18 protein-coding genes are annotated in these 18,302 nt (G+C 69.5%); 2 read left to right on the top strand and 16 right to left on the bottom strand.

The genetic code is table 11. The features are described 5' to 3' along the window. Positions 1-29 precede the first annotated feature (29 nt). Positions 30-404, top strand: a complete 375-nt coding sequence (locus QTH87_RS02560) for a hypothetical protein (protein WP_286606604.1) — start codon at positions 30-32, stop codon at positions 402-404. Between the two features lie 34 nt (positions 405-438). On the opposite strand, the gene QTH87_RS02555 is transcribed toward QTH87_RS02560, so the two are convergent. From QTH87_RS02555 to QTH87_RS02545, 3 genes are all read right to left on the bottom strand, one after another. Then, positions 439-774 (bottom strand): hypothetical protein, encoded by a 336-nt coding sequence (locus tag QTH87_RS02555; protein ID WP_286606602.1) that lies wholly within the window; start codon positions 772-774, stop codon positions 439-441. 85 nt (positions 775-859) lie between these two features. Continuing rightward, on the bottom strand, positions 860-1,726 hold the full coding sequence (locus QTH87_RS02550) for a hypothetical protein (protein ID WP_286606600.1): 867 nt from the start codon (positions 1,724-1,726) through the stop codon (positions 860-862). Positions 1,727-1,815: 89 nt separating this feature from the next. Continuing rightward, a complete protein-coding gene (locus tag QTH87_RS02545; protein ID WP_286606599.1) occupies positions 1,816-3,279 on the bottom strand; it encodes an NAD-dependent succinate-semialdehyde dehydrogenase in 1,464 nt (487 codons plus the stop codon). A 142-nt stretch (positions 3,280-3,421) separates the two neighbouring features. On the opposite strand from QTH87_RS02545, the gene QTH87_RS02540 reads away from it, so the two are divergent. Next, the gene (locus QTH87_RS02540) at positions 3,422-3,868 is read left to right on the top strand and encodes an outer membrane lipoprotein (RefSeq protein ID WP_286606598.1); all 447 of its coding nucleotides are present in this window, start codon (positions 3,422-3,424) and stop codon (positions 3,866-3,868) included. A 174-nt stretch (positions 3,869-4,042) separates the two neighbouring features. Here QTH87_RS02540 and QTH87_RS02535 read toward each other — a convergent pair whose 3' ends face one another. The 13 genes from QTH87_RS02535 to arcA all read right to left on the bottom strand — a co-directional run bounded on the left by QTH87_RS02535 (position 4,043) and on the right by arcA (position 18,289). Then, positions 4,043-5,089, bottom strand: coding sequence for an AI-2E family transporter (locus QTH87_RS02535; protein ID WP_286606597.1), 1,047 nt, complete (start codon positions 5,087-5,089; stop codon positions 4,043-4,045). A 21-nt stretch (positions 5,090-5,110) separates the two neighbouring features. Further along, positions 5,111-6,571, bottom strand: a complete 1,461-nt coding sequence (locus QTH87_RS02530; protein WP_286606595.1) for an efflux transporter outer membrane subunit — start codon at positions 6,569-6,571, stop codon at positions 5,111-5,113. Between the two features lie 22 nt (positions 6,572-6,593). Continuing rightward, a complete protein-coding gene (locus QTH87_RS02525; RefSeq protein WP_286606593.1) occupies positions 6,594-8,228 on the bottom strand; it encodes a proton-conducting transporter transmembrane domain-containing protein in 1,635 nt (544 codons plus the stop codon). Beyond that, positions 8,225-9,757: a complex I subunit 5 family protein gene (locus QTH87_RS02520; protein ID WP_286606591.1), complete on the bottom strand. Its 1,533-nt coding sequence runs from the start codon at positions 9,755-9,757 to the stop codon at positions 8,225-8,227. Before QTH87_RS02520 ends, QTH87_RS02525 begins: the two co-directional genes overlap by 4 nt. Next, positions 9,757-10,128, bottom strand: coding sequence for an NADH-quinone oxidoreductase subunit K (locus QTH87_RS02515; RefSeq protein WP_286606590.1), 372 nt, complete (start codon positions 10,126-10,128; stop codon positions 9,757-9,759). The genes QTH87_RS02520 and QTH87_RS02515 overlap by 1 nt, the downstream gene beginning before the upstream one ends. After that, positions 10,125-11,069 carry a hydrogenase subunit MbhD domain-containing protein gene (locus QTH87_RS02510; protein ID WP_286606588.1) on the bottom strand — a complete coding sequence of 315 codons (945 nt, stop codon included), beginning with the start codon at positions 11,067-11,069 and terminating at the stop codon, positions 10,125-10,127. The genes QTH87_RS02515 and QTH87_RS02510 overlap by 4 nt, the downstream gene beginning before the upstream one ends. Beyond that, positions 11,066-11,368, bottom strand: coding sequence for a cation:proton antiporter (locus tag QTH87_RS02505; protein WP_286606587.1), 303 nt, complete (start codon positions 11,366-11,368; stop codon positions 11,066-11,068). The genes QTH87_RS02510 and QTH87_RS02505 overlap by 4 nt, the downstream gene beginning before the upstream one ends. Further along, positions 11,365-11,658 carry an MrpF/PhaF family protein gene (locus QTH87_RS02500; protein ID WP_286606586.1) on the bottom strand — a complete coding sequence of 98 codons (294 nt, stop codon included), beginning with the start codon at positions 11,656-11,658 and terminating at the stop codon, positions 11,365-11,367. Before QTH87_RS02500 ends, QTH87_RS02505 begins: the two co-directional genes overlap by 4 nt. Then, the gene (locus tag QTH87_RS02495) at positions 11,651-12,133 is read right to left on the bottom strand and encodes a Na+/H+ antiporter subunit E (RefSeq protein ID WP_286606584.1); all 483 of its coding nucleotides are present in this window, start codon (positions 12,131-12,133) and stop codon (positions 11,651-11,653) included. The genes QTH87_RS02500 and QTH87_RS02495 overlap by 8 nt, the downstream gene beginning before the upstream one ends. Next, the gene (locus tag QTH87_RS02490; RefSeq protein WP_286606582.1) at positions 12,130-12,735 is read right to left on the bottom strand and encodes a hypothetical protein; all 606 of its coding nucleotides are present in this window, start codon (positions 12,733-12,735) and stop codon (positions 12,130-12,132) included. The genes QTH87_RS02495 and QTH87_RS02490 overlap by 4 nt, the downstream gene beginning before the upstream one ends. A 30-nt stretch (positions 12,736-12,765) precedes the next feature. Continuing rightward, on the bottom strand, positions 12,766-15,831 hold the full coding sequence (locus QTH87_RS02485) for an efflux RND transporter permease subunit (protein ID WP_286606580.1): 3,066 nt from the start codon (positions 15,829-15,831) through the stop codon (positions 12,766-12,768). After that, a complete protein-coding gene (locus QTH87_RS02480) occupies positions 15,828-16,868 on the bottom strand; it encodes an efflux RND transporter periplasmic adaptor subunit (protein ID WP_286606578.1) in 1,041 nt (346 codons plus the stop codon). The genes QTH87_RS02485 and QTH87_RS02480 overlap by 4 nt, the downstream gene beginning before the upstream one ends. A gap of 161 nt (positions 16,869-17,029) precedes the next feature. Then, on the bottom strand, positions 17,030-18,289 hold the full coding sequence (gene arcA / locus QTH87_RS02475) for an arginine deiminase (RefSeq protein ID WP_286606576.1): 1,260 nt from the start codon (positions 18,287-18,289) through the stop codon (positions 17,030-17,032). Positions 18,290-18,302 lie beyond the last annotated feature (13 nt).

The following is an 18,302-nucleotide window of genomic DNA, read 5'->3' as shown; positions in this document are numbered from 1 at the left end:
TCCGCATCGACGAAACGACAGGGGGACTCATGACAAGAACATCATTCGATCTGGCCGCATGGCTGGCCGCTGCCGCCATCGGCATACCGCTCGCTACCCAGGCGCAGGACGCGCCCCACGCGGCCGAACAGCGCGAAGCCGACGACCGCGTGATTGCCGCTCGCTGCGGCACGCCGGCCTTCGAGAAATCCTTCTATCGCCAATCGCGAGCCGCGGTGGCCGCGGGCCTGGTCGTCAAGAACCGGGATCCGGTCCAGGTCGAGAAGAACATCACGGCAATGCGTCGCAGTTCCTTCGTTCTGGTGGCAACACAGGCCGACTGCACGGCGGAACTGCAGCGGCTGGCCGACTTGCAGAAGAGCCGCGCCGCGATGGTTCGCCGCGGCGGAGGGCGCGCGCAGTGAATGCGCAACGGCGTCCGGCAGACACCACCGGCCGCTAGAGTGCGCCGAAGCTGCTCGCGTCCGGTTCGGCGCGGTCATGCCGCTTGGACGCGGTGCGCAGGCTCAGCACCCACAGCCGCGCATGCTTCTGCTCGCGGCTCTCGAAGCGTTCGGTGAAACGCCGGATGCCGGGCCGCTCGATCGCAGCGATGGTCATCCAGTCGGTACTGCCGAAGGATTCGGATTCGCTGCTGCGCTCGACCAGTGCGGGTCGAAGCGCCATCACCCATTCGGTCGGAACACGCGGATCGCGGTCCAGCATGCGCAAGGCGATCTTGGCCGCCTTCGGGCTCAGCGCCTGCACCTTGTGCACGTGAAATTCGAGGTCCATGGGGGTCGTCCGGTTCTGATACACCAGGATACATGTGTATCTAAACCCTGCGCAAGCGCGCTTTCCCCAGCCAACGATGCACGCACTATTGCGTCTTCATCCGTTGGTATTCATTCTTCTTCATCTCGAGGTAGTCGTTGCGATCCACCTCGTGCAGTTGCCGCGCATAGCGCTCGGTGCTGTCGAACCATTGCGCCGAACGCTTGGCCTGCTGCGCTTCGGCCGGGGCATCGAGGTAGGCGTCGATGGCGAGGTAGTAGCGCATCGTGTTGCGCTCGACCACGCCGAGCACGCCGCCGACCAGCGCGCCGTCCTTGGTCGAGAAGCCGACCTTGTCGCTGCCGAGCGTCGACAGGTAGCCCTGCATCGCGATGCGGGCGGCGGTGCCGTAGGCATAGGCGTAGGCCATGTGGATGAAGGTCTTGCCGTTGGGCAGCGGCGTGGCCTCGAATTCGATGCGGTAGTCGCGCGTCGACAGCGGCCCCTTGTCGGCGCTGAGCCTCGCACTCATGTAGTCGGCCGAGGTCTTCGCGGGCGTCCAGACGAAATCGATGCGCTGCGCATCCGACAGCGGCTGGTCGAACTTGCGCCCGACCGAGACCTCGAGGGTGGTGGCCGCGCCGGCGGTGCGCACGGCACAACCCTTGGTGTTCAGGTGCAGCATCAGCACGTCGCACCAGACGGCCGGCCTGGACAGGGCCGCACCGACCTGCTCGAAGGGATGATCGACCACGCCGAAGATGTGGCCGCTGAGCTGGCCCGAGGCCTCGCTCGATTCCAGCACCAGCGGACGGGCGAAGGCGTTCTTCTCGAGCTGCGGCTGCACCGCCGTGAACTTGGCCTGCAGGGCGGCCGCGGTTCCGAGCTGGGTCTGGGCGCCGGCCGCCATCGGCATCAGCACCAGCATGCCCAGGACCAGGAACACCCGACGGAGCATCGCGCTGTTTTGCATGATGGTCGCCATTGTGTCCCGGTTCCGCCTGGTTGGCGAAGAAAAAAGGCCTACCGCGGAACGCCCGCCTGCAAGCCCCTGCCGCGCCTTCAGACGGCCATGATCGAGACGGCCTTGGTGATCAGGTAGGCCTCCATCGCCTCCGGACCGCCTTCCGAGCCGTAGCCCGAATCCTTGACGCCGCCGAAGGGCATCTCGGGCGTCGGCGCGGCCGGCTGGTTGATCCAGAGCATGCCCACCTCCATGCGTTGCGAGAGCAGGTGCGCGTTCTTGATCGACTTGGTGAAGGCGTAGCCGGCCAGGCCGAACGGCAGGCGGTTCGCTTCGGCGATCGCCTCGTCGAGCGTGTCGAAGCCGCGGATCGCCGCGATCGGACCGAAGGGCTCGTTGTTGAAGACGTCGGCCTGCAGCGAGACGTCGTCGAGCACGGTCGGGGCGAAGAAGTTGCCGCTGCTGCCCACGCGCTCGCCGCCGGTCGCGACCTTGGCGCCGGTGGCGCGCGCATCGTCGAGCACCTTGGCCATCGCAGTGAGGCGGCGCGCATTGGCCAGCGGGCCGATGGTCGTGCCTTCGGCCAGGCCATCGCCGAGCTTGAGGGCTTCGGCATGCTTGACCATTGCCTGCACGAAGGCCGGGCGCAGGCTGTTGTGCACCAGGAAACGGGTCGGCGAGATGCAGACCTGGCCCGCATTGCGGAACTTGGCGCCGCCCGATGCCTTGACCGCCAGCTCGACGTCGGCGTCCTCGGCCACGATCACGGGGGCATGGCCGCCCAGCTCCATGGTGGCGCGCTTCATGTGCTGGCCGGCGAGCGCCGCGAGCTGCTTGCCGACCGGGGTCGAGCCCGTGAAGGTCACCTTGCGGATGATCGGATGCGGAATCAGGTAGCTGGAGATCTGGGCCGGGTCGCCGAACACGAGGCCCACGGTGCCCTTGGGCACGCCGGCGTCGACGAAGGCCTGCAGCAGCGCGGCCGGCGAGGCCGGCGTTTCCTCGGGCGCCTTGCACAGGAAGGAGCAGCCGCTGGCCAGCGCCGCACCGAGCTTGCGCACGATCTGGTTGATCGGGAAGTTCCAGGGCGTGAAGGCGGCCACCGGGCCCAGCGGCTCCTTCAGGACCAGCTGCTGCGCCGCGAGGTTGCGCGAAGGCACGATGCGGCCGTAGACGCGGCGGCCCTCGTCGGCGAACCACTCGATGATGTCGGCACCCGCGAGCACCTCGCCGCGCGCCTCGGCGAAGGGCTTGCCCTGCTCCTGCGTGAGGATGCGGGCGATGTCGGCCGCGCGCTCGCGCAGCAGGCCCGCGGCGCGGCGCATGGTGATGGCGCGTTCGTTGGCCGGAATCCGGCGCCAGGCCTCGAAGCCGCGCTGGGCGGCATCGAGCGCGCGGTCGAGGTCGGCCGTGGCGGCGAAAGCCACCTTGCCGATCGGCTTGCCGGTGGCGGGATTGAACACGTCCTGGGTCTTGCCGCCGACGGCATCGCACCATTCGCCGTCGATCAGCAGGCGGGTGTCGGGATAGGCGGAGGAGGCGGTCGTCGTCGTCGAAGTCATGCGAAGGTCCTGGAATGAATGGGAGTGGCCCGGCGGGCAGGTCGGTTGTCAATGCTACTCAAGACGAAGACGGGTGCGCGCCAGCGGGGTATTCTGATCGACGTGTCATCCGACACGCGAAACCGATACAGAGGAACGACCAATGACAGCAACAAGACTCTTCTCCCGCATCGCAGCCCTCGCCATGGCCCTCGTGCTCGCGGCCTGCGCCGCCCCCGGCAACCAGCCCGGCGCCATGCAGATCAGGCAGGGCAAGATCGAGCAGATCACGCCCACCACCATCGCAAGCTCGCATCACACCGGCATCGGCGCGGTGCTCGGCGGCCTCGCCGGGGTCGGCATCGGCAGCCTGATCGGTGGCGGCACCGGGCGCGATGTGGCGATGGTGGTCGGCGCGATCGGCGGCACCATGGCCGGCAGCGAGGTCGCCCGCCGCTACGACACGCCCATCGCCGGCCAGGAAATCTTCGTCCGGACCGACAGCGGCGTGCTGATCGAGGTGACCCAGCCGGTGACGCCGGGCCTGCGCGTCGGCCAGCGCGTGTTCATCCAGGGCAACGGCGTCGACGCTCGCGTGACGCCGCAATAGGCTCGCCCCCCAGGTTGGCTCACTGCGTGTAGCCGCCCACCCCCCTGCCGGGGGGCAATCCCTACGGCCCGGCGGAGCCGGTTCCGTGGGATTTCACGAACAGGCCTGCCTGCGGCGGCCGCGCGATGCGCACGTTGCTCCGCTCTCCAGCGCCCGCGTCCACGCGCGGTGGAGCTACGGCTTGCCGTTCTGCGACAGCAGCACCGCGATGGGCCGGGTGCCGCTGAACTCCGAGAAGATGATGGTCATCATCGCGGTGATCGGCACCGCCAGGAACGCACCGGGCACGCCCCAGAGGGCAACCCAGACCGCGAGGCTCACGAGGATCGCGAAGGGGCTCAGGTTGAGCGAGTTGCCCATGATGTAGGGATCGAGGAAGTTGCCGATCAGGAACTGCACCACGGTCAGCGACAGCATGATCTGGATCGCCTCGCCGCCGCCGCCGAACTGGGCCACGGCCATCAGGCCCGGCAGGACGATGCTCAGGAACGAACCGATGTAGGGCACGTAGTTGAGCAGCGCGATGATCACGGCCCAGAAGACCGCGAACTCGAGTCCTGCGAACTTCATGATGACCCAGCTCAGCACGCCGAGCAGCACGCCGAGGAAGGTCTTGAGCGCAAGGTAGGCCCCGACCCGCGCGTTGATGTCGGTGATCACCTGCTTGATGCGCTGCGCATGCTGGGGGCTGCTCGCGATGGCGGCGATCTTGACGTCGAGCCGGCTGCGCTCCAGCAGCAGGAAGCAGGCATAGAGCGCGACCACCATCACGCTCGCGGCCAGCGAGGACACCGAGGCCAGCGCCGACGCGGCCAGCCGCTGCAGGCTCACCTGGGCGAACAGGTCGCGCCGCAGGGTGGTCCAGGTCGGCTCGGCCTCGAGGCGCAGCATCACGGCCAGCTTCTGCACCGCGGCGAGCAGCGACTCCTGATAGCGCGGCGCCATCGCGATGACGCTGTCGCGGTTCGACACGATCGTGTAGACCACCATGCCGAGGCCCAGGGCGATGACCAGCACCGACAGCAGCGAGACCACCAGCTGCGGCAGCACCGGCCCGAGCAGCGGCAGCCTGCCGATCATGCGCATCAGGCCCAGGATCACGTAGACCACGAACACGCTGAACATGATCGGCACGAAAACGTCGCGCCCGATGTAGAACAGCCAGCCGAGCATCAGCGCGATGGCGGTGCCGTAGACGAAAGTCTGGAAACGCGGATTCATCGTCGGGTCGTCGCGCTGCCGTCAGGGCGTGGCGCGCCGCGGCGCCATGCCGACCGGCCGCGGCGTGAGCCCGTCCGCGACATCGACCCAGCCGCCACCCATCGCCTGGTAGACGTTGACCGCCTGCGTGTAGCGGGCGGCCTGCAGGTTCACGAAGTTGAGCTCGGCGGCGAACAGTTCGTTGTCGGAGATCAGCACCTCGAGGTAGCCGACCAGGCCGTTCTCGAACTTGAGCCGCGACAGCCGGGCGAACTCCCGCAGCTGGCGCACGCGCTCGCGCTGGAAGTCCACGCCCTCTGCGCTCTTCTGCGTTCCGACCAGCGCGTTGTTGGCGTCGCGGAAGGCGCCCAGCACGGTCTGCTGGTAGACCAGCTCGGCCTGCGCCTTCTGCGCCTCGGCGGAGCGCACCTGGCCCTCGATGGCGCCGAAGGTGAAGATCGGGCCGGTCAGGCCGGCGACCACCGACCAGGTGCTGGCCGGACCGGTGAGGAAGTCGCCGAATGAGGTGCTGGTGGAACCCAGCGCCCCGGTCAGCGAGATGTTCGGGTAGTAGAGCGAGCGCGCGACGCCGATGCTGGCGTTGGCAGCCACCAGGTTCTGCTCGGCTGCGAGGATGTCGGGCCGCCGCTGGAGCAGGTCGGACGGCAGTCCGGCCGGGATCAGCGGCACGACCAGCTGGTCAATGCTGCGTCCGCGCGGGATCGGCGCCGGATCGCGGCCGAGCAGGATCGACAGCTGGTTCTCGAGCGCCGCGATCTGCTGCTCGAAGGTCGGGATCGCGGTCAGCGCCTGCTGGTACTGCGAGCGGATCTGCGAGACCTCGGTCTGCGACACCAGGCCCTTCCTGAAGCGCAGGTCGAAGATGCGCGCGGTCTCGCCGAAGTTGGCGGCGGTCGACTTCGCGATCTCGAGCTGGCGGTCGAGTGCGCGCAGCGTGATGTAGCCGGTCGCGACGCCGGTCACCAGCGTGAGCACGACGCCGCGCTGCGCCTGCTCGCTCGCGTAGACCTGGGCCTGAGCGGCTTCGCTCATGCGCCGCACGCGGCCGAACAGGTCGATCTGCCAGTTCGCGTTGAGGCTGCCCTGGTAGACCGTGAAGTAGTTGTTGAACGGGTCGGGAATGGGCGTCACGCCCTCGCGGCTCGCGCGCGTGCGCGTGGCGCCGGCACCGTAGCCCAGCTGCGGATAGGCCTGCGAGTCGGTGGTGCGCAGCGCGCCGAGGAACTGGTCGATGCGCGCAGCCGCGACGCGCACGTCGAGGTTGTCGCGCAGCGCGGTCTCGATCAGCTGGTTCAGCACCGGGTCGCCGAACTGTTCCCACCACCGCGTGTTGGCGACCTCGGCCGCCTTCGGATAGTCGATGCGCCAGTTCGCTGGCGACTGCACCGTGGGCCGCACGAAGTCGGGTCCGACCGTGCAACCCGTGATGCCGAACAGGACAGCGGCGGCGACCGCTGCCAGCGTGGATGTCCTCGATTTCATTTCCTGGCCCCTTGTGTATGGCTCATGTCCATGCCGTCAGCGCCCAGCCGAACAGCAGTGACAGTATCAGCAATGCAATGCTCGCCGCGGTCCAGCGGCGGGCGTAAGTGTCGATGCGCTCGAAGGCGCCGCCCAGCGCGAGCAGCGCGCCTGCGCCGCGCCCGAGCGCGATGCCGATGTCGCCGGCCGGGATGCGCGGCAGGCGCGCACCGGCACGATCGAGCGCGAAGGCCAGCGCCACGCCTACCAGCACCGGCCAGAGCCCGTCCCAGAGCGCGGAAGGCGCCAACGCCTTGGGCAGCGTGTCGATCGGGATTTCGAGATAGAGCGCCCAGGGCACGGCCACCGAGGCCAGCGCCATCGCGAACCAGGCCAGCGCCTGGCGCCTGGGTGCCCGAGCGTGCGGATCGCTCGAGGCCCCCGCCTGCAGGCGGCGCAGGAAGTGGATCATGAGCAGCGTCGAGGCGATCGACGAGACCACCGCCACGCTGGCCGCAAGGCCGTCGCCGAGCAGGTCCTTGGCAGCGTACTTGGCGAGCGCCCCGCCGGTCAGCGGCAGCCCGCCCAGCCCCAGCGCGATGAAGCCGGCCGCGATCAGCAGCGGCCACAGGTGGCGCCTGCCCGTGAGCATGGCCGTGCCCACGGCCAGGAACAGCGCGCCTTTCACGAGCAGGTGGTGCGCGGCATAGAAGGCCGCGCCGGTGGCGGTGGCGGCATCGCCGGCGGCCATGCCCATGCCGATCACCCCGACCAGGAAGCCCATCTGGCTCACGCTCGAATAGGCCAGCACATGCTTCGGATTGGCCTGCGTGATGCCGATCGCGACGCCGTAGAGCGCGCCGAACAGGCCCAGCGCGGCGAGCGGCAGGCCGAAGTCGGGCAGCGCGACGTCGAGCGGCACGAAGCGGATCAGCGCGAGGATGCTGGCCTTGACCACCGCGCCGCTCATCACGGCGGCGGCGGGGATCGGTGCCGCGCCGTAGGCCAGCGGCATCCAGAAATGCAGCGGCACCATGCCGGCCTTCATGCCGAGCCCGATCAGCAGCAGCGTGAGCGTGGGCGCACGCCAGGGCGAATCGGCCAGGGCTTCCGCGGCGTCGGCGATCAGCAGGCTGCCATCCGGCATCGCTTGCGCGAGCAGGATCAGCCCGGCCAGCAGGAAGGCTTCGGCCGCCAGCGCGAGCCCGAGATAGAGCGCGCCGGCCCGGTGCGCCTCGGGCCCATCGCCCTGCAGCACCAGGCCGCTGGCGCCCACGCTCAGCACCGCGAGCAGGAAGTAGAAGCCGATGAGGTCGGCCGCGAGGAAGACGCCGACGCAACCGGTCAGGGTCATGAACCAGCAGACGATGAAGCCGCCACGCCGCGTGCGCGTGCGCAGCCAGCCCGTGGCGTAGAGGCCGGCGCCGATCCACAGCAGCGCCGCCACGCCGAGCAGCATCGCGCCCGGCGCATCGAGCGCGAAGTGCAGCGCGAAGCCTTCGTTGCCGATCGACAGCATCTCGCCGCGCTGCGCGAACAGCGCGACGGCCAGAGCCGGCAGCGGCGCGACCGCGAACAGCGCCGGCAGCCGCGGGCGCAGCCGCTGCGACGCGCAGGCCAGCAGCAGCACCAGCGGCAGGCCGATGGCGGCAAGCATCAGGCAGGCGGTGGCGCTCATCGGAAGTCCACCGGAATCAGCACGTAGCGCCCGATCTGCGCCACGTCGACCGGCAGCAGCGCGGCCAGGCCGAGCAGGAAGGAGCACAGCGCGAGCGCCAGCACGGCGCCCTGCTGATAGCCCGGCACTACGCGCCTGGGCGACCAGCCGGGCTCGGCCGGCGCCATGGCGCGCACCACCACCATGAAGACGTAGGCGCTCGTGAGCAGGCCGCCGACCAGCATCACGACGACCCACCACCATTGCGCGGTGGCGATCGCGGCCGACAGCAGCAGCCACTTGGCCAGGAAGCCGCCCGAAGGCGGCAGCCCGATCAGCGAGGCGCCGGCCAGCGCAAAGGCCGTGATCGTCATCGGCAGGGCGCGGCCGGCGCCGCGCAGGTCGGCCACGCGGTCATGGCCGAGCGTCGAATAGATCAGGCCCGCGGCCATGAACATCGCACCCTTGGCCGTGGCGTGCGAGATCGCCTGCAGCAGCCCGCCCGTGACCGCGGGCGCGGCGTCGAGCGCGGCCTCGTCGAGGCCGGCGACCATCGGGAACATCAGGAACAGGTAGCCGATCTGCGCCACGGTCGAGTAGGCGATCAGCAGCTTGAGCCGCGCCTGCCGCAGTGCCACCACGTTGCCGACCAGGATGGCGGCCGCCCCGAGCGCAGCCAGCAACTGCGCCGAGGGCCAGGTGATCACCCCGGGGAAGACATCGACCCACAGCCGCAGGACCAGGAACCAGGCGCCCTTGATGACCAGCGCCGACAGCAGCGCACTGGCGGCCGCGGGCGCGCCGGCGTGCGCGGGCGGCAGCCACAGGTGCAGCGGGAACAGCGCGGTCTTGGCCAGCAGGCCGACCGTCATGAGCGCGAGCGCGATCCAGGCCACGGGCTCGGCCGCGACGCGCTCGGCCAGCAGCGCGATGTCGAGCGTGCCGTAGGCGCCGTAGAGCAGGAAGGCGCCCAGCAGATAGAACATCGAGCCCAGCAGCGCGAACAGCAGGTAGCGCAGCGCCGCCTGCAGCGTCTCGCCGCGGGCATCGAGGCTCACGAGCGGCACGCCCGCGAAGGTGAGCAGTTCGAGCGCCACGTAGAGCGTGAAGATGTCGCCGCTCACGAAGACGAGGTTGAGCGAGCCCCACACGGCGAGCAGCAGCAGCCAGAAGATGAGCGGCGCGCGGCGCTCGGGTTCGCCGGCCGGGGTGCCGAAATCGCCGCCCGCATAGACCGCGATCGCGGCCACCACCACGGCCACCACCACCATCATGCAGACCGACAGGCCGTCGGCGCGCAAGGCCACGCCCAGCGGCGGTGCCCAGCCGCCCAGCAGGTAGACCAGCTGGTCGCCCGAGGACAGCAGCGCCTGAGCGATCGCGGCCACCACCGCCGCGCCGAGCACGATCGTGGCCCAGGCGGTCCACTGCGCGCGCCGCCCGCCGAGCACCAGCCCGACCATCACGCCGACGAAGGGCAGCAGCACCGCGAGCGCCAGCAGCAGGCCGCCGGGCGTGGTCGCATCCACGGGCACGGAGACGAGCGGCATCAGGCGGCTCCGTCCACGGGCTGCGCGCGGGCCGCGCCGGCCTCGCCGCCCGTTGCGCCCTTGCCGCCTTCGGCCGAGAGCGAGCCCGATCCGGTCTCCTCGACCAGCCGCAGCACGAGCGCCACCGCCAGCGCCGAAGCCGCGAAGGCCACCACGATGGCCGTGATCAGCAGGGCCTGCGGCACCGGGTCGCCCTCCATGCCGGCCGCGGCGCCACGGCGCGCGATGACCGCGCAGACCAGGAAGATGCCGTTGCCGATCAGGTTGAAGGCGAGGATCTTGCGCAGCGGCTGCGGATTGACGATCAGGCCGTAGATGCCGAGGCCCACGAGCACCGCGGCGCAGAGGCCGAACAGGGTGGTCGGGGTCATCGGGGGCCTTCCTCGCGCGTCGGCGCACCGGCCAGCAGCAGCGCCAGCGTGATCGCGAGCGAGGGCATCAGCGCGACCTCGATCACGACGATCAGCGGCTTGGCCAGGCCGTCCGGATAGGCCAGGAACGCGCCAGCCATCCAGATGCCCAGCGCGCCGATCGCGATGAACACCACGGGCCCCGCGACCAGTGCCACGCGCAGCCAGCGCCGGCTCACGGCTGGCGCATCGCGCAGGCCGGCCATCATCACCAGCAGCCACATCGCGGCCAGCACGGTGGCGCCCTGGAACTTGCCACCCGGATGGTCGGCGCCGACCCACAGGATGTAGATGCCGACCACGATGCCGATCGGTGGCAGTACACGTGCCAGATACGCCAGGATGCCGTTCGGATCGGCCAGCGGCGCCGGACCGGGCCGGCCACCCCAGAAGCGGTCGGGCGCCAGCGACCAGATGCCGATCAGCGCGAACAGCAGCACCACCGCTTCGAGCAGCGTGTCCATGGCGCGGAAGGCCAGCAGCACCGCGGTGATCGGGTTGCCGACCCCGGTGGATGCGATGTTGCGTGCGACCTCGGGCGCCAACGAGGGGCCGGGATCGGGCAGCAGCAGCACGCAGGCCGCGATGAGGGCCGCCACTGCCGCCGCCAGCAGCGCCGCCAGCACCCGCACGCCCGGGCCGGGCCGTTCGGCCTGCGCCGCGGCCTCGGTGCGGCGCAGCCGCGCGGCGGCGCCGATCAGCAGCGCGCCGGTCAGGCCGGCGCCGATCGCGGCCTCGGTCATCGCGACGTCGATGGCCGACAGCTGCAGCCAGACCAGCGTCATGAGCAGGCCGTAGGGAATGAAGCCGGCCACGGCCGCGAAGGTGTCGCGCGCCGCGATGGTCCAGACCGCGAGCGAGAGGAACAGGGCCGCCAGCGCGATGTTGAGCGCCAGCGTCATGGCTTCGATCCGTCGCGTGGTGCACGCGGAATGGCGCGCGCGATGAGCTGCGAGACCACGGCCGAGGCGAGCAGCACCAGGAGCCAGATCAGGATCAGCTTGAGCGCCGCGCCGGCACTTCCGACCTGCGGCAGCAGACCCAGCACCACCAGGCCAAGCCCGAGGTTGTCGGCCTTGGTCAGCGCATGCAGCCGCGTGAAGGTATCGGGAAAGCGCAGCAGGCCGACCGTGCCGGCCAGAAAGAAGATCACGCCGGCGCAGACCGCGACGATGCTGAAGAGGTCGAGCGCGAGCCTCATTTGCCGCGCCCCTCGATCTCGTCTGCTTCCGCGCTTGCGGCGGTGCCGGCCTTGACGAAGGCGATGGCGGCAAAGGCAGCCAGCAGCGCGAGGATCAGCGCCACGTCGATCACGGCGCCGATGTCGCCGTGGGAGGCGCCCAGCAGCAGGAAGGCCGCGATGCCGCCGGTGCCGAACAGCTGCGTGGCCATCATTCGATCGGCATTCGAAGGGCCGCGCAGCACGCAGACCAGGCCGACCGCGACCAGCGCGAGCACGATCGCCGTCGCGGCGAGCAGGAAGCTAGACATGGCTCTTGCCCTCGACCAGCAGCCGGCGCACCAGGGCTTCTTCCTCGGCCATCTGGGCAGCCACCGGCACGTCGGTGTCCAGGCAGTGGTAGAGGATGCCTTCCTCCGTCTCGCCGGCCGGCACCGAGCCCGGCAGCAGGCTCATGATCGAGGCGAACTCGTTGCGCGCGAGCCCGGGCGCGAAGCCGACCCGGCAGAACACGAAGCCCGGCTTCATCGGCAGCGCCGGATCGAAGGCGCGGCGCGCGACGTCGATGCCGGCGCGCACCGACTGCCAGACGAAGTGCGGCACGAAAACCAGCAGGGCGCGCAGCCGGACCTGACCGCTGGCGGGTGGCAGAAGGCGCAGGCTGGTGCCGGTGGCGATCGCGGCCGCAACCAGGCCGAATGCCAGGTCGGCCAGCTTCAGGCTCGGCATCAGGACCAGCCAGAGCGCGAGGAACATCAGCGCGCGCGCGACGGCGGCCGACTTCATGCCGCACCTCCGGCCTGCGCCACGCCGCGCAGGCGCACCTGCAGGCGGCTCAGGCGTTCATAGAGCCGGGCCTCGGCGCGCACCGGCCACCAGTCGTAGAGGAAGATTTCCATCGGCCGCCACAGGGCCACCCAGGCGCCGATCACGACGCTCTCGTGGATCAGCGTCGCATAGCGGCCCTTGCTCACGAAGCTCGCGATCGATTCGCCGACGATGGCGGCAGCGCCCACGAACAGCACGCCGATCAGCAGGCTGAAGCGTCCGGTCCGAAACAGCTTGCGCAGGCTGCGTCGGGTCGCGAGCGCACGCTGGCGGAAGTATTCGTCGACCGCTTCCTCGAGCATCGCGGCATCTGCCGCCGTCGGGTCCTGCGCGTCGAGGTGCACCACCAGCTGCAGCGGCCGATGGGGTGGCAGCTCCTGCGCCCAGTCGACGATGTAGGCCTGGGCCTTGGCATCGAGGTCGCGCTCGCGGAATGGCGCCGGGTCCATCGAATTGAAGAGCTGGCGCAGTTCGCCGACATGCAGCTCGAGCACCGCCGGCCCGTCGCGGCCCGCAGGCGCCGCGGTGCCCGTCGGGGTGCTCGAAGGAGAGGCCTGCATGCGCGTCGACGACCGGAGACTTGCGGCCGCTCAGGCCGCCGCGATGGCGTCGGCGGGCGGCGTCGGCTTCTCGCGGCCGAACACCAGCACGTAGAGCGCCGGCAGGAAGATCAGCGTGAGCGCGGTCGCGACCAGCAGGCCCCCCATGATCGCGAAGGCCATCGACCCCCAGAACACCGTGGGCGCGATAGGGATCAGCCCCAGCACCGTCGAGATCGAGGTCAGCATCATCGGCCGCATGCGCGAGGTGGCCGACGAGACGACGGCATCGAACACGTTCATGCCCTCGGCACGGTTGGTCTCGATCTGCACGATCAGGATCACGCCGTTCTTGGCGATCATGCCGATCAGCGCCAGGATCCCGAGGATGGCGACGAAGCCCAGCGGCCGGTCGAAGATCAGCAGCGAGAGCACCACGCCGATCAGGCCCAGCGGCATCACGCACACCACCATCGCGAGCCGGCGGAAGCTGCCGAGCAGGATCATCATGCTCAGCAGCATCAGCACGATCATGAGCGGCACCACCGCGAACACCGAGGCGCTCGATTCGGCACTTTCCTCGAACAGCCCGCCGGTCTCGACCTTGTAGCCCTTGGGCAGCTTGGCATTGAGCTCTGCGAACTTCGGCGCCAGCGCCTCGACCACGGTGTCGGGCAGCGCGCCGGCGACCACGTCCGCGCGCACCGTGAGCGTGGGCACGCGGTTGCGGCGCCAGATCAGCGGCGACTCCTGCTCTTCCGCGAAGGTCGCGAACTGGTTCAGCGGCACCATGCGTCCGCTGGCGGTCGGCACCTGGAGCGTACTGAGCGTCTGCAGCGACAGCGGCTCGCCGGAGCTCGCGCGCGCCACCACGTTGACCAGGTAGATGTCGTCGCGCACCTGCGTCACCGGCATGCCGGTGATGGTGGCGTTCATGATGCCGGCCAGCGCCGCGGTGCTGATGCCGAGCTGACGCGCCTCGTCCTGGTTGATGCGGATCTTGATCTGCCGCGCCGGCTCCATCCAGTCGAAGTTGATGTGCCTTGCCTTCGGATCCGAGCCCAGGATGTCGGCCACCTGGAGCGAGATGCGGCGCACCTCGTCGTTGTTCGGACCCATCACGCGGTACTGCAGCGGCCAGCCGACGGGCGGGCCGAGCTCGAGCGGCGAGATGCGCGCCACGATGTCGGGGAACTGCTCGGCCAGCGCCTTCTCGAGCTTGACCTGGAGCCGGTCGCGCGCCTCGAGATCCTTGGCGACCACGATCACCTGCGCGAAGAAGGGGTTGGCCAGCTGCGCGTTGAGCGTGAGGATGAAGCGCACCGCACCGCGGCCGACATAGGTGCTGAAGTGATCGACGTCCGGATCGCCCTCGAGCAGCTTCTCGAAGCGCTTGGTCTCTTCCTCGGTGGCGTGGATGGAGGCGTTCTGCCGCAGGGTCAGGTCGACCGTGAGCTCGGGCCGGTCCGAGGCCGGGAAGAACTGCTGCGGCACGTAGCGCACCAGGAACATCGAGACCACGAAGGCCGCCAGCGTGAGCCCGATCGTGAGCCACCTGGCGCGGATCGCGGCGGAGAGGAAGCTGCTGAACGCATTCAGGAACCTGCTCGGCTTGACCACGGCGCCGGGCTTGGGCGCCTTGAGCAGCGCCTTGCCGACCAGCGGCGCGAAGATCACGGCGCCGAGCCAGGAGACGATCAGCGCGATGGCCACGACCGCAAAGATCGAGAAGGTGTATTCGCCGGCCGAGCTTCGCGCGAAGCCGATCGGCACGAAGCTCGATATCGACACCAGCGTGCCGATGAGCATCGGCGCCGCCAGGGTGCGGTAGGCGAAGGTCGCGGCCTGGTCCTTGGTGTCGCCGGCCGCCAGCCGGTTCAGCATGGCATCGACCGTGGTCATGGCGTCGTCGACCAGCAGCGTCAGCGCGATGATCAGCGCCCCCAGAGACACCCGGTGCAGGTCGATGTCTACCAGATCCATGACCGCGAAGACGATCGCGAGCGTGAGCGGGATCGACAGCGCGACCACCGCGCCCGGGCGCACGCCCAGGCTCACGAAGCTGCAGACCAGGATGATCGCGATGGCCTGCCACAGCGAGGCCATGAAGTCGTTGATCGCGACGTCGACCGTCACCGCTTGGTCGGCCACCAGCGTGGGCTCGATGCCGTGCGGCAGGTTGGCCGTGACATCGGCCATCAAGGTCTTGACGTTCTTGCCCAGCGCGAGGATGTCGCCGGCGTCCCGCATCGCGATCGCGAGGCCGATGGCGGGCTTGCCGTCGACGCGGAACATCGGTTGCGGCGGATCGCTGAAGCCGCGCCGCACCGTGGCGATGTCGCCCAGGCGGATGTTGCGCCCGCCCAGCACGAGGTTGACCTTCTCGATGTCGCGTTCCGAATCGAAGGCACCGGTCACGCGCATGAACAGGCGTTCCTGTCCGGTGTGCAGCGTGCCCGCCGGGCGGATCACGTTCTGGGCCTGCAGCGCCTGCACGATCGCGCCGTAGTCGAGCCTGAGGCCGGCCAGGCGCTCGGGCGAGAACTCGATGAAGATCTGCTCGTCCTGCGCGCCCAGCACCTCGATCTTCGAGACGTCGGGCACCTGCAGCAGCCGCGAGCGGATCGACTCGACCTGGTCGCGCAGCTCACGGAACGAATAGCCGTCGGCCGTGAAGCCGTAGATGATGCCGAAGGTGCTGCCGAAGTCGTCGTTGAAGAACGGCCCCACCACGCCCTGGGGCAGGGTCTGGCGCATGTCGCCGACGTTCTTGCGCACCTGGTACCAGATGTCGGCCACCTCGCCGGGCGGGGTCGACTGCTTGAGGTCGACGAAGATCGTGGTCTGGCCGGCCGTCGTGTAGCTGCGCACGCGGTCGAGGTGATGGGTCTCCTGCAGCGTGCGCTCGAGCCGCTCGGTGACCTGCGAGAGGGTTTCGTCCACCGTGGCGCCGGGCCAGCCCGCGGCCACGATCATGGTGCGGAAGGTGAAGGTAGGGTCTTCGCCGCGGCCCAGCCGCAGGAAGGAGATGGTGCCCGCCACCACGGCGACGAGCATCAGGAACACCACCAGCGAGCGCTTCGAGAGCGCCCACTCCGACAGGTTCGGGCCGATCACTTGGCGGCCTCGAGCCAGCGGACCTTCTGGCCGGGCCGCAGCGCCTGCACGCCCGCCGTGACGATCACGTCGCCCGGCACCAGGCCCTTGGTGACCTGCACGCGGGCCGAGTCGTAGGCGCGCACATCGACATTGCGGGGCGCGACCGTGCCGGCCTTGGTGTCCACGATCCAGACCGCGGTCTGCCCGTTCGAGCGCATCAGCGCGCTGGCAGGAATGTCGAGCGAGGGCTCGGTCGTCAGCTTCATGCGGCCCGTGACCGTGCTGCCCAGGCGCATGGCCGCAGGCGGATTGATCAGGCGCACCCGCACGGCAAAGGTGCCGGTGACCGGATCGGCGCGCGGCGAGACCTCGCGCACCTTGCCCACCGCCGTGACGCTGGGGTCGCCGCCGAGCGTGACCACGATGTCGGGATTGCTGGGCGCGATGTCCTTGACCTGGGCCGGGACGTCGAACACCGCATCGATGGCGCCTTCGCGGGCGACCTGCACGATCATGCGGCCGGCGCCCACCACCTCGCCGGGCTCGGCGCCGCGCGCCGTGACGATGCCCGCGACGTCGGACAGCAGGCGGGTGTAGCTCAGGCGGTTCTGCGCGATGTCGACCAGCGACTGCGCCGAGTTGATCTGCGACTGCGTGACCTTGAGCATCGCCTCGGACTGTTCGAACGAAGACCGCGAGACCGCGTTCTCGGCCAGCAGGTCGCGCATCCGGTTGAACATGTTGCGGGCCTCGGCACCCTGCGCCTGCGCGGCCGCCAGCTGCGCGCGCGCCGACTGCAGGCTGCTTTCCTCGTTCATCGGATCGAGCCTGGCCAGCAGCTGGCCCGGCTTGACCCGGTCGCCGACGTCGACCAGCCGATCGGTCAGCCGGCCGTCGATGCGAAAGGACTGGTTGACCTCGCTCTGGGCCTGTACGCGGCCGGTGAGGGCGACGGTGTCGCCGACCGTGCGGCGCTCGATGGTCATGACGCGGACCGGGCGGATCTCGGGAGCCGGTGCCTCCTCGGCGCGCCTGCAGGCCGACAAGGTCACCATTGCGGCAAGGGCGAGCACAGTCGCCGTTCGGGGCCATCTACCAACGCGTTGGGCAGCGAATGTCATTGACACGGGCTGTCTTCCTCTCTGTGTATCGATCGTCGCGCGGGCGCCTCGCGGCCGCCCGCCCATTGCCTCGCGGCCTCGTGGCCGCACCAGCGTCAGAAGTCCACCGGATCGCGAATGATCGGGCAGGTCATGCAATGCCCGCCCCCGCGTCCGCGGCCCAGTTCGGCCCCGACGATGGTCACCACCTCGATGCCCTGCTTGCGCAGCAGCGTGTTGGTGTAGGTGTTGCGATCGTACGCATAAACCACGCCCGGCGACGCGCAGACCAGGTTCGCGCCGCTGTCCCACTGGGTGCGCTCGCGCTGGTAGTCGCTGCCTCCGGCCTCGACCACGCGCAGCTTCTTGAAGCCCAGGGCCTCGGCCACGACATCGACGAAGGGCTTCTTCTCGGCGTGCAGTTCGACACCGCTCGGGTGGTCGCTCGGACGGTACGAGAAGGTGGTGGTCTTGTTCATGAAGTCCGGCGCCAGCAGCACGCAGTCGCGGTCGGCGAAGGTGAACACGGTGTCCAGGTGCATGGCGGCACGGATCTTCGGCATCGCGGCCACGATCACGCGCTCGGCGGCGCCCTTCTTGAACAGCGTGGCGGCCAGCTGGCTGATGGCCTGGCGCGAGGTGCGTTCGCTCATGCCGATCAGCACGTTGCCCTTGCCGATGGGCATCACGTCGCCGCCCTCGAGCGTGGCGAGGCCGTGGTCTTCGGTCGGGTCGCCCCACCAGACGTTGACCTTGCCCGCGAAGTCCGGGTGGAACTTGTAGATCGCCGTGGTGAGGATGGTCTCTTCGTGACGCGCGGGCCAGTAGAGCGGGTTCAGCGTCACGCCGCCGTAGATCCAGCAGGTGGTGTCGCGCGTGTAGAGCGTGTTGGGCAGCGGTGGCAGCAGGTATTCGGTGGCGCCGGCCGCCTCGCGCACGACCGCCAGCGCCTTGCCGCCGACCGATTCGGGAAAGTCGTTGGTCGACAGGCCGCCGATCAGCGTCTCGGCCAGCTTGCGGTTGTCCAGCCCCTCGAGGTAGCTGCGCAACTCGTCGATGAAGCCCAGGCCGACCTGGTTGGGCACGACCTGGTTGTCGAGGATCCACTTCTTGCCCTCGGGCACCGCCACCGTCTCGGCCAGCAGGTTGTGCATCTCGACCACCTCGATGCCGCGATCTCGCATCTTGGTGACGAAGTCGAAGTGATCGCGCTTGGCGTTCTCGACCCACAGCACGTCGTCGAACAGCAGCTGGTCGCAGTTGCTCGGCGTCAGGCGCGAATGGGCCAGGCCCGGCGCGCAGACCATGACCTTGCGCAGCTGCCCCACTTCCGAATGCACGCCGAAGTTCGTCTGTTTCTGTTCCGTAGTCGCCATGATGAGACCTCCA

This window comes from Variovorax jilinensis, from assembly GCF_030316885.1.
Classification (GTDB): Bacteria; Pseudomonadota; Gammaproteobacteria; order Burkholderiales; family Burkholderiaceae_C; genus Variovorax; species Variovorax jilinensis.
The sequence above is the reverse complement of the archived record's forward strand: the minus strand, read 5'-3'. Positions and strand labels throughout refer to the sequence as shown.

Excerpts from the sequence above, each read along its gene's own strand:
- QTH87_RS02560 (WP_286606604.1), top strand. The coding sequence starts at position 30 with ATGACAAGAACATCATTCGATCTGGCCGCATGGCTGGCCGCTGCCGCC.
- QTH87_RS02555 (WP_286606602.1), bottom strand. The coding sequence starts at position 774 with ATGGACCTCGAATTTCACGTGCACAAGGTGCAGGCGCTGAGCCCGAAG.
- QTH87_RS02550 (WP_286606600.1), bottom strand. The coding sequence starts at position 1,726 with ATGCAAAACAGCGCGATGCTCCGTCGGGTGTTCCTGGTCCTGGGCATG.
- QTH87_RS02545 (WP_286606599.1), bottom strand. The coding sequence starts at position 3,279 with ATGACTTCGACGACGACGACCGCCTCCTCCGCCTATCCCGACACCCGC.
- QTH87_RS02540 (WP_286606598.1), top strand. The coding sequence starts at position 3,422 with ATGACAGCAACAAGACTCTTCTCCCGCATCGCAGCCCTCGCCATGGCC.
- QTH87_RS02535 (WP_286606597.1), bottom strand. The coding sequence starts at position 5,089 with ATGAATCCGCGTTTCCAGACTTTCGTCTACGGCACCGCCATCGCGCTG.
- QTH87_RS02530 (WP_286606595.1), bottom strand. The coding sequence starts at position 6,571 with ATGAAATCGAGGACATCCACGCTGGCAGCGGTCGCCGCCGCTGTCCTG.
- QTH87_RS02525 (WP_286606593.1), bottom strand. The coding sequence starts at position 8,228 with ATGAGCGCCACCGCCTGCCTGATGCTTGCCGCCATCGGCCTGCCGCTG.
- QTH87_RS02520 (WP_286606591.1), bottom strand. The coding sequence starts at position 9,757 with ATGCCGCTCGTCTCCGTGCCCGTGGATGCGACCACGCCCGGCGGCCTG.
- QTH87_RS02515 (WP_286606590.1), bottom strand. The coding sequence starts at position 10,128 with ATGACCCCGACCACCCTGTTCGGCCTCTGCGCCGCGGTGCTCGTGGGC.
- QTH87_RS02510 (WP_286606588.1), bottom strand. The coding sequence starts at position 11,069 with ATGACGCTGGCGCTCAACATCGCGCTGGCGGCCCTGTTCCTCTCGCTC.
- QTH87_RS02505 (WP_286606587.1), bottom strand. The coding sequence starts at position 11,368 with ATGAGGCTCGCGCTCGACCTCTTCAGCATCGTCGCGGTCTGCGCCGGC.
- QTH87_RS02500 (WP_286606586.1), bottom strand. The coding sequence starts at position 11,658 with ATGTCTAGCTTCCTGCTCGCCGCGACGGCGATCGTGCTCGCGCTGGTC.
- QTH87_RS02495 (WP_286606584.1), bottom strand. The coding sequence starts at position 12,133 with ATGAAGTCGGCCGCCGTCGCGCGCGCGCTGATGTTCCTCGCGCTCTGG.
- QTH87_RS02490 (WP_286606582.1), bottom strand. The coding sequence starts at position 12,735 with ATGCAGGCCTCTCCTTCGAGCACCCCGACGGGCACCGCGGCGCCTGCG.
- QTH87_RS02480 (WP_286606578.1), bottom strand. The coding sequence starts at position 16,868 with ATGGTGACCTTGTCGGCCTGCAGGCGCGCCGAGGAGGCACCGGCTCCC.
- arcA (WP_286606576.1), bottom strand. The coding sequence starts at position 18,289 with ATGGCGACTACGGAACAGAAACAGACGAACTTCGGCGTGCATTCGGAA.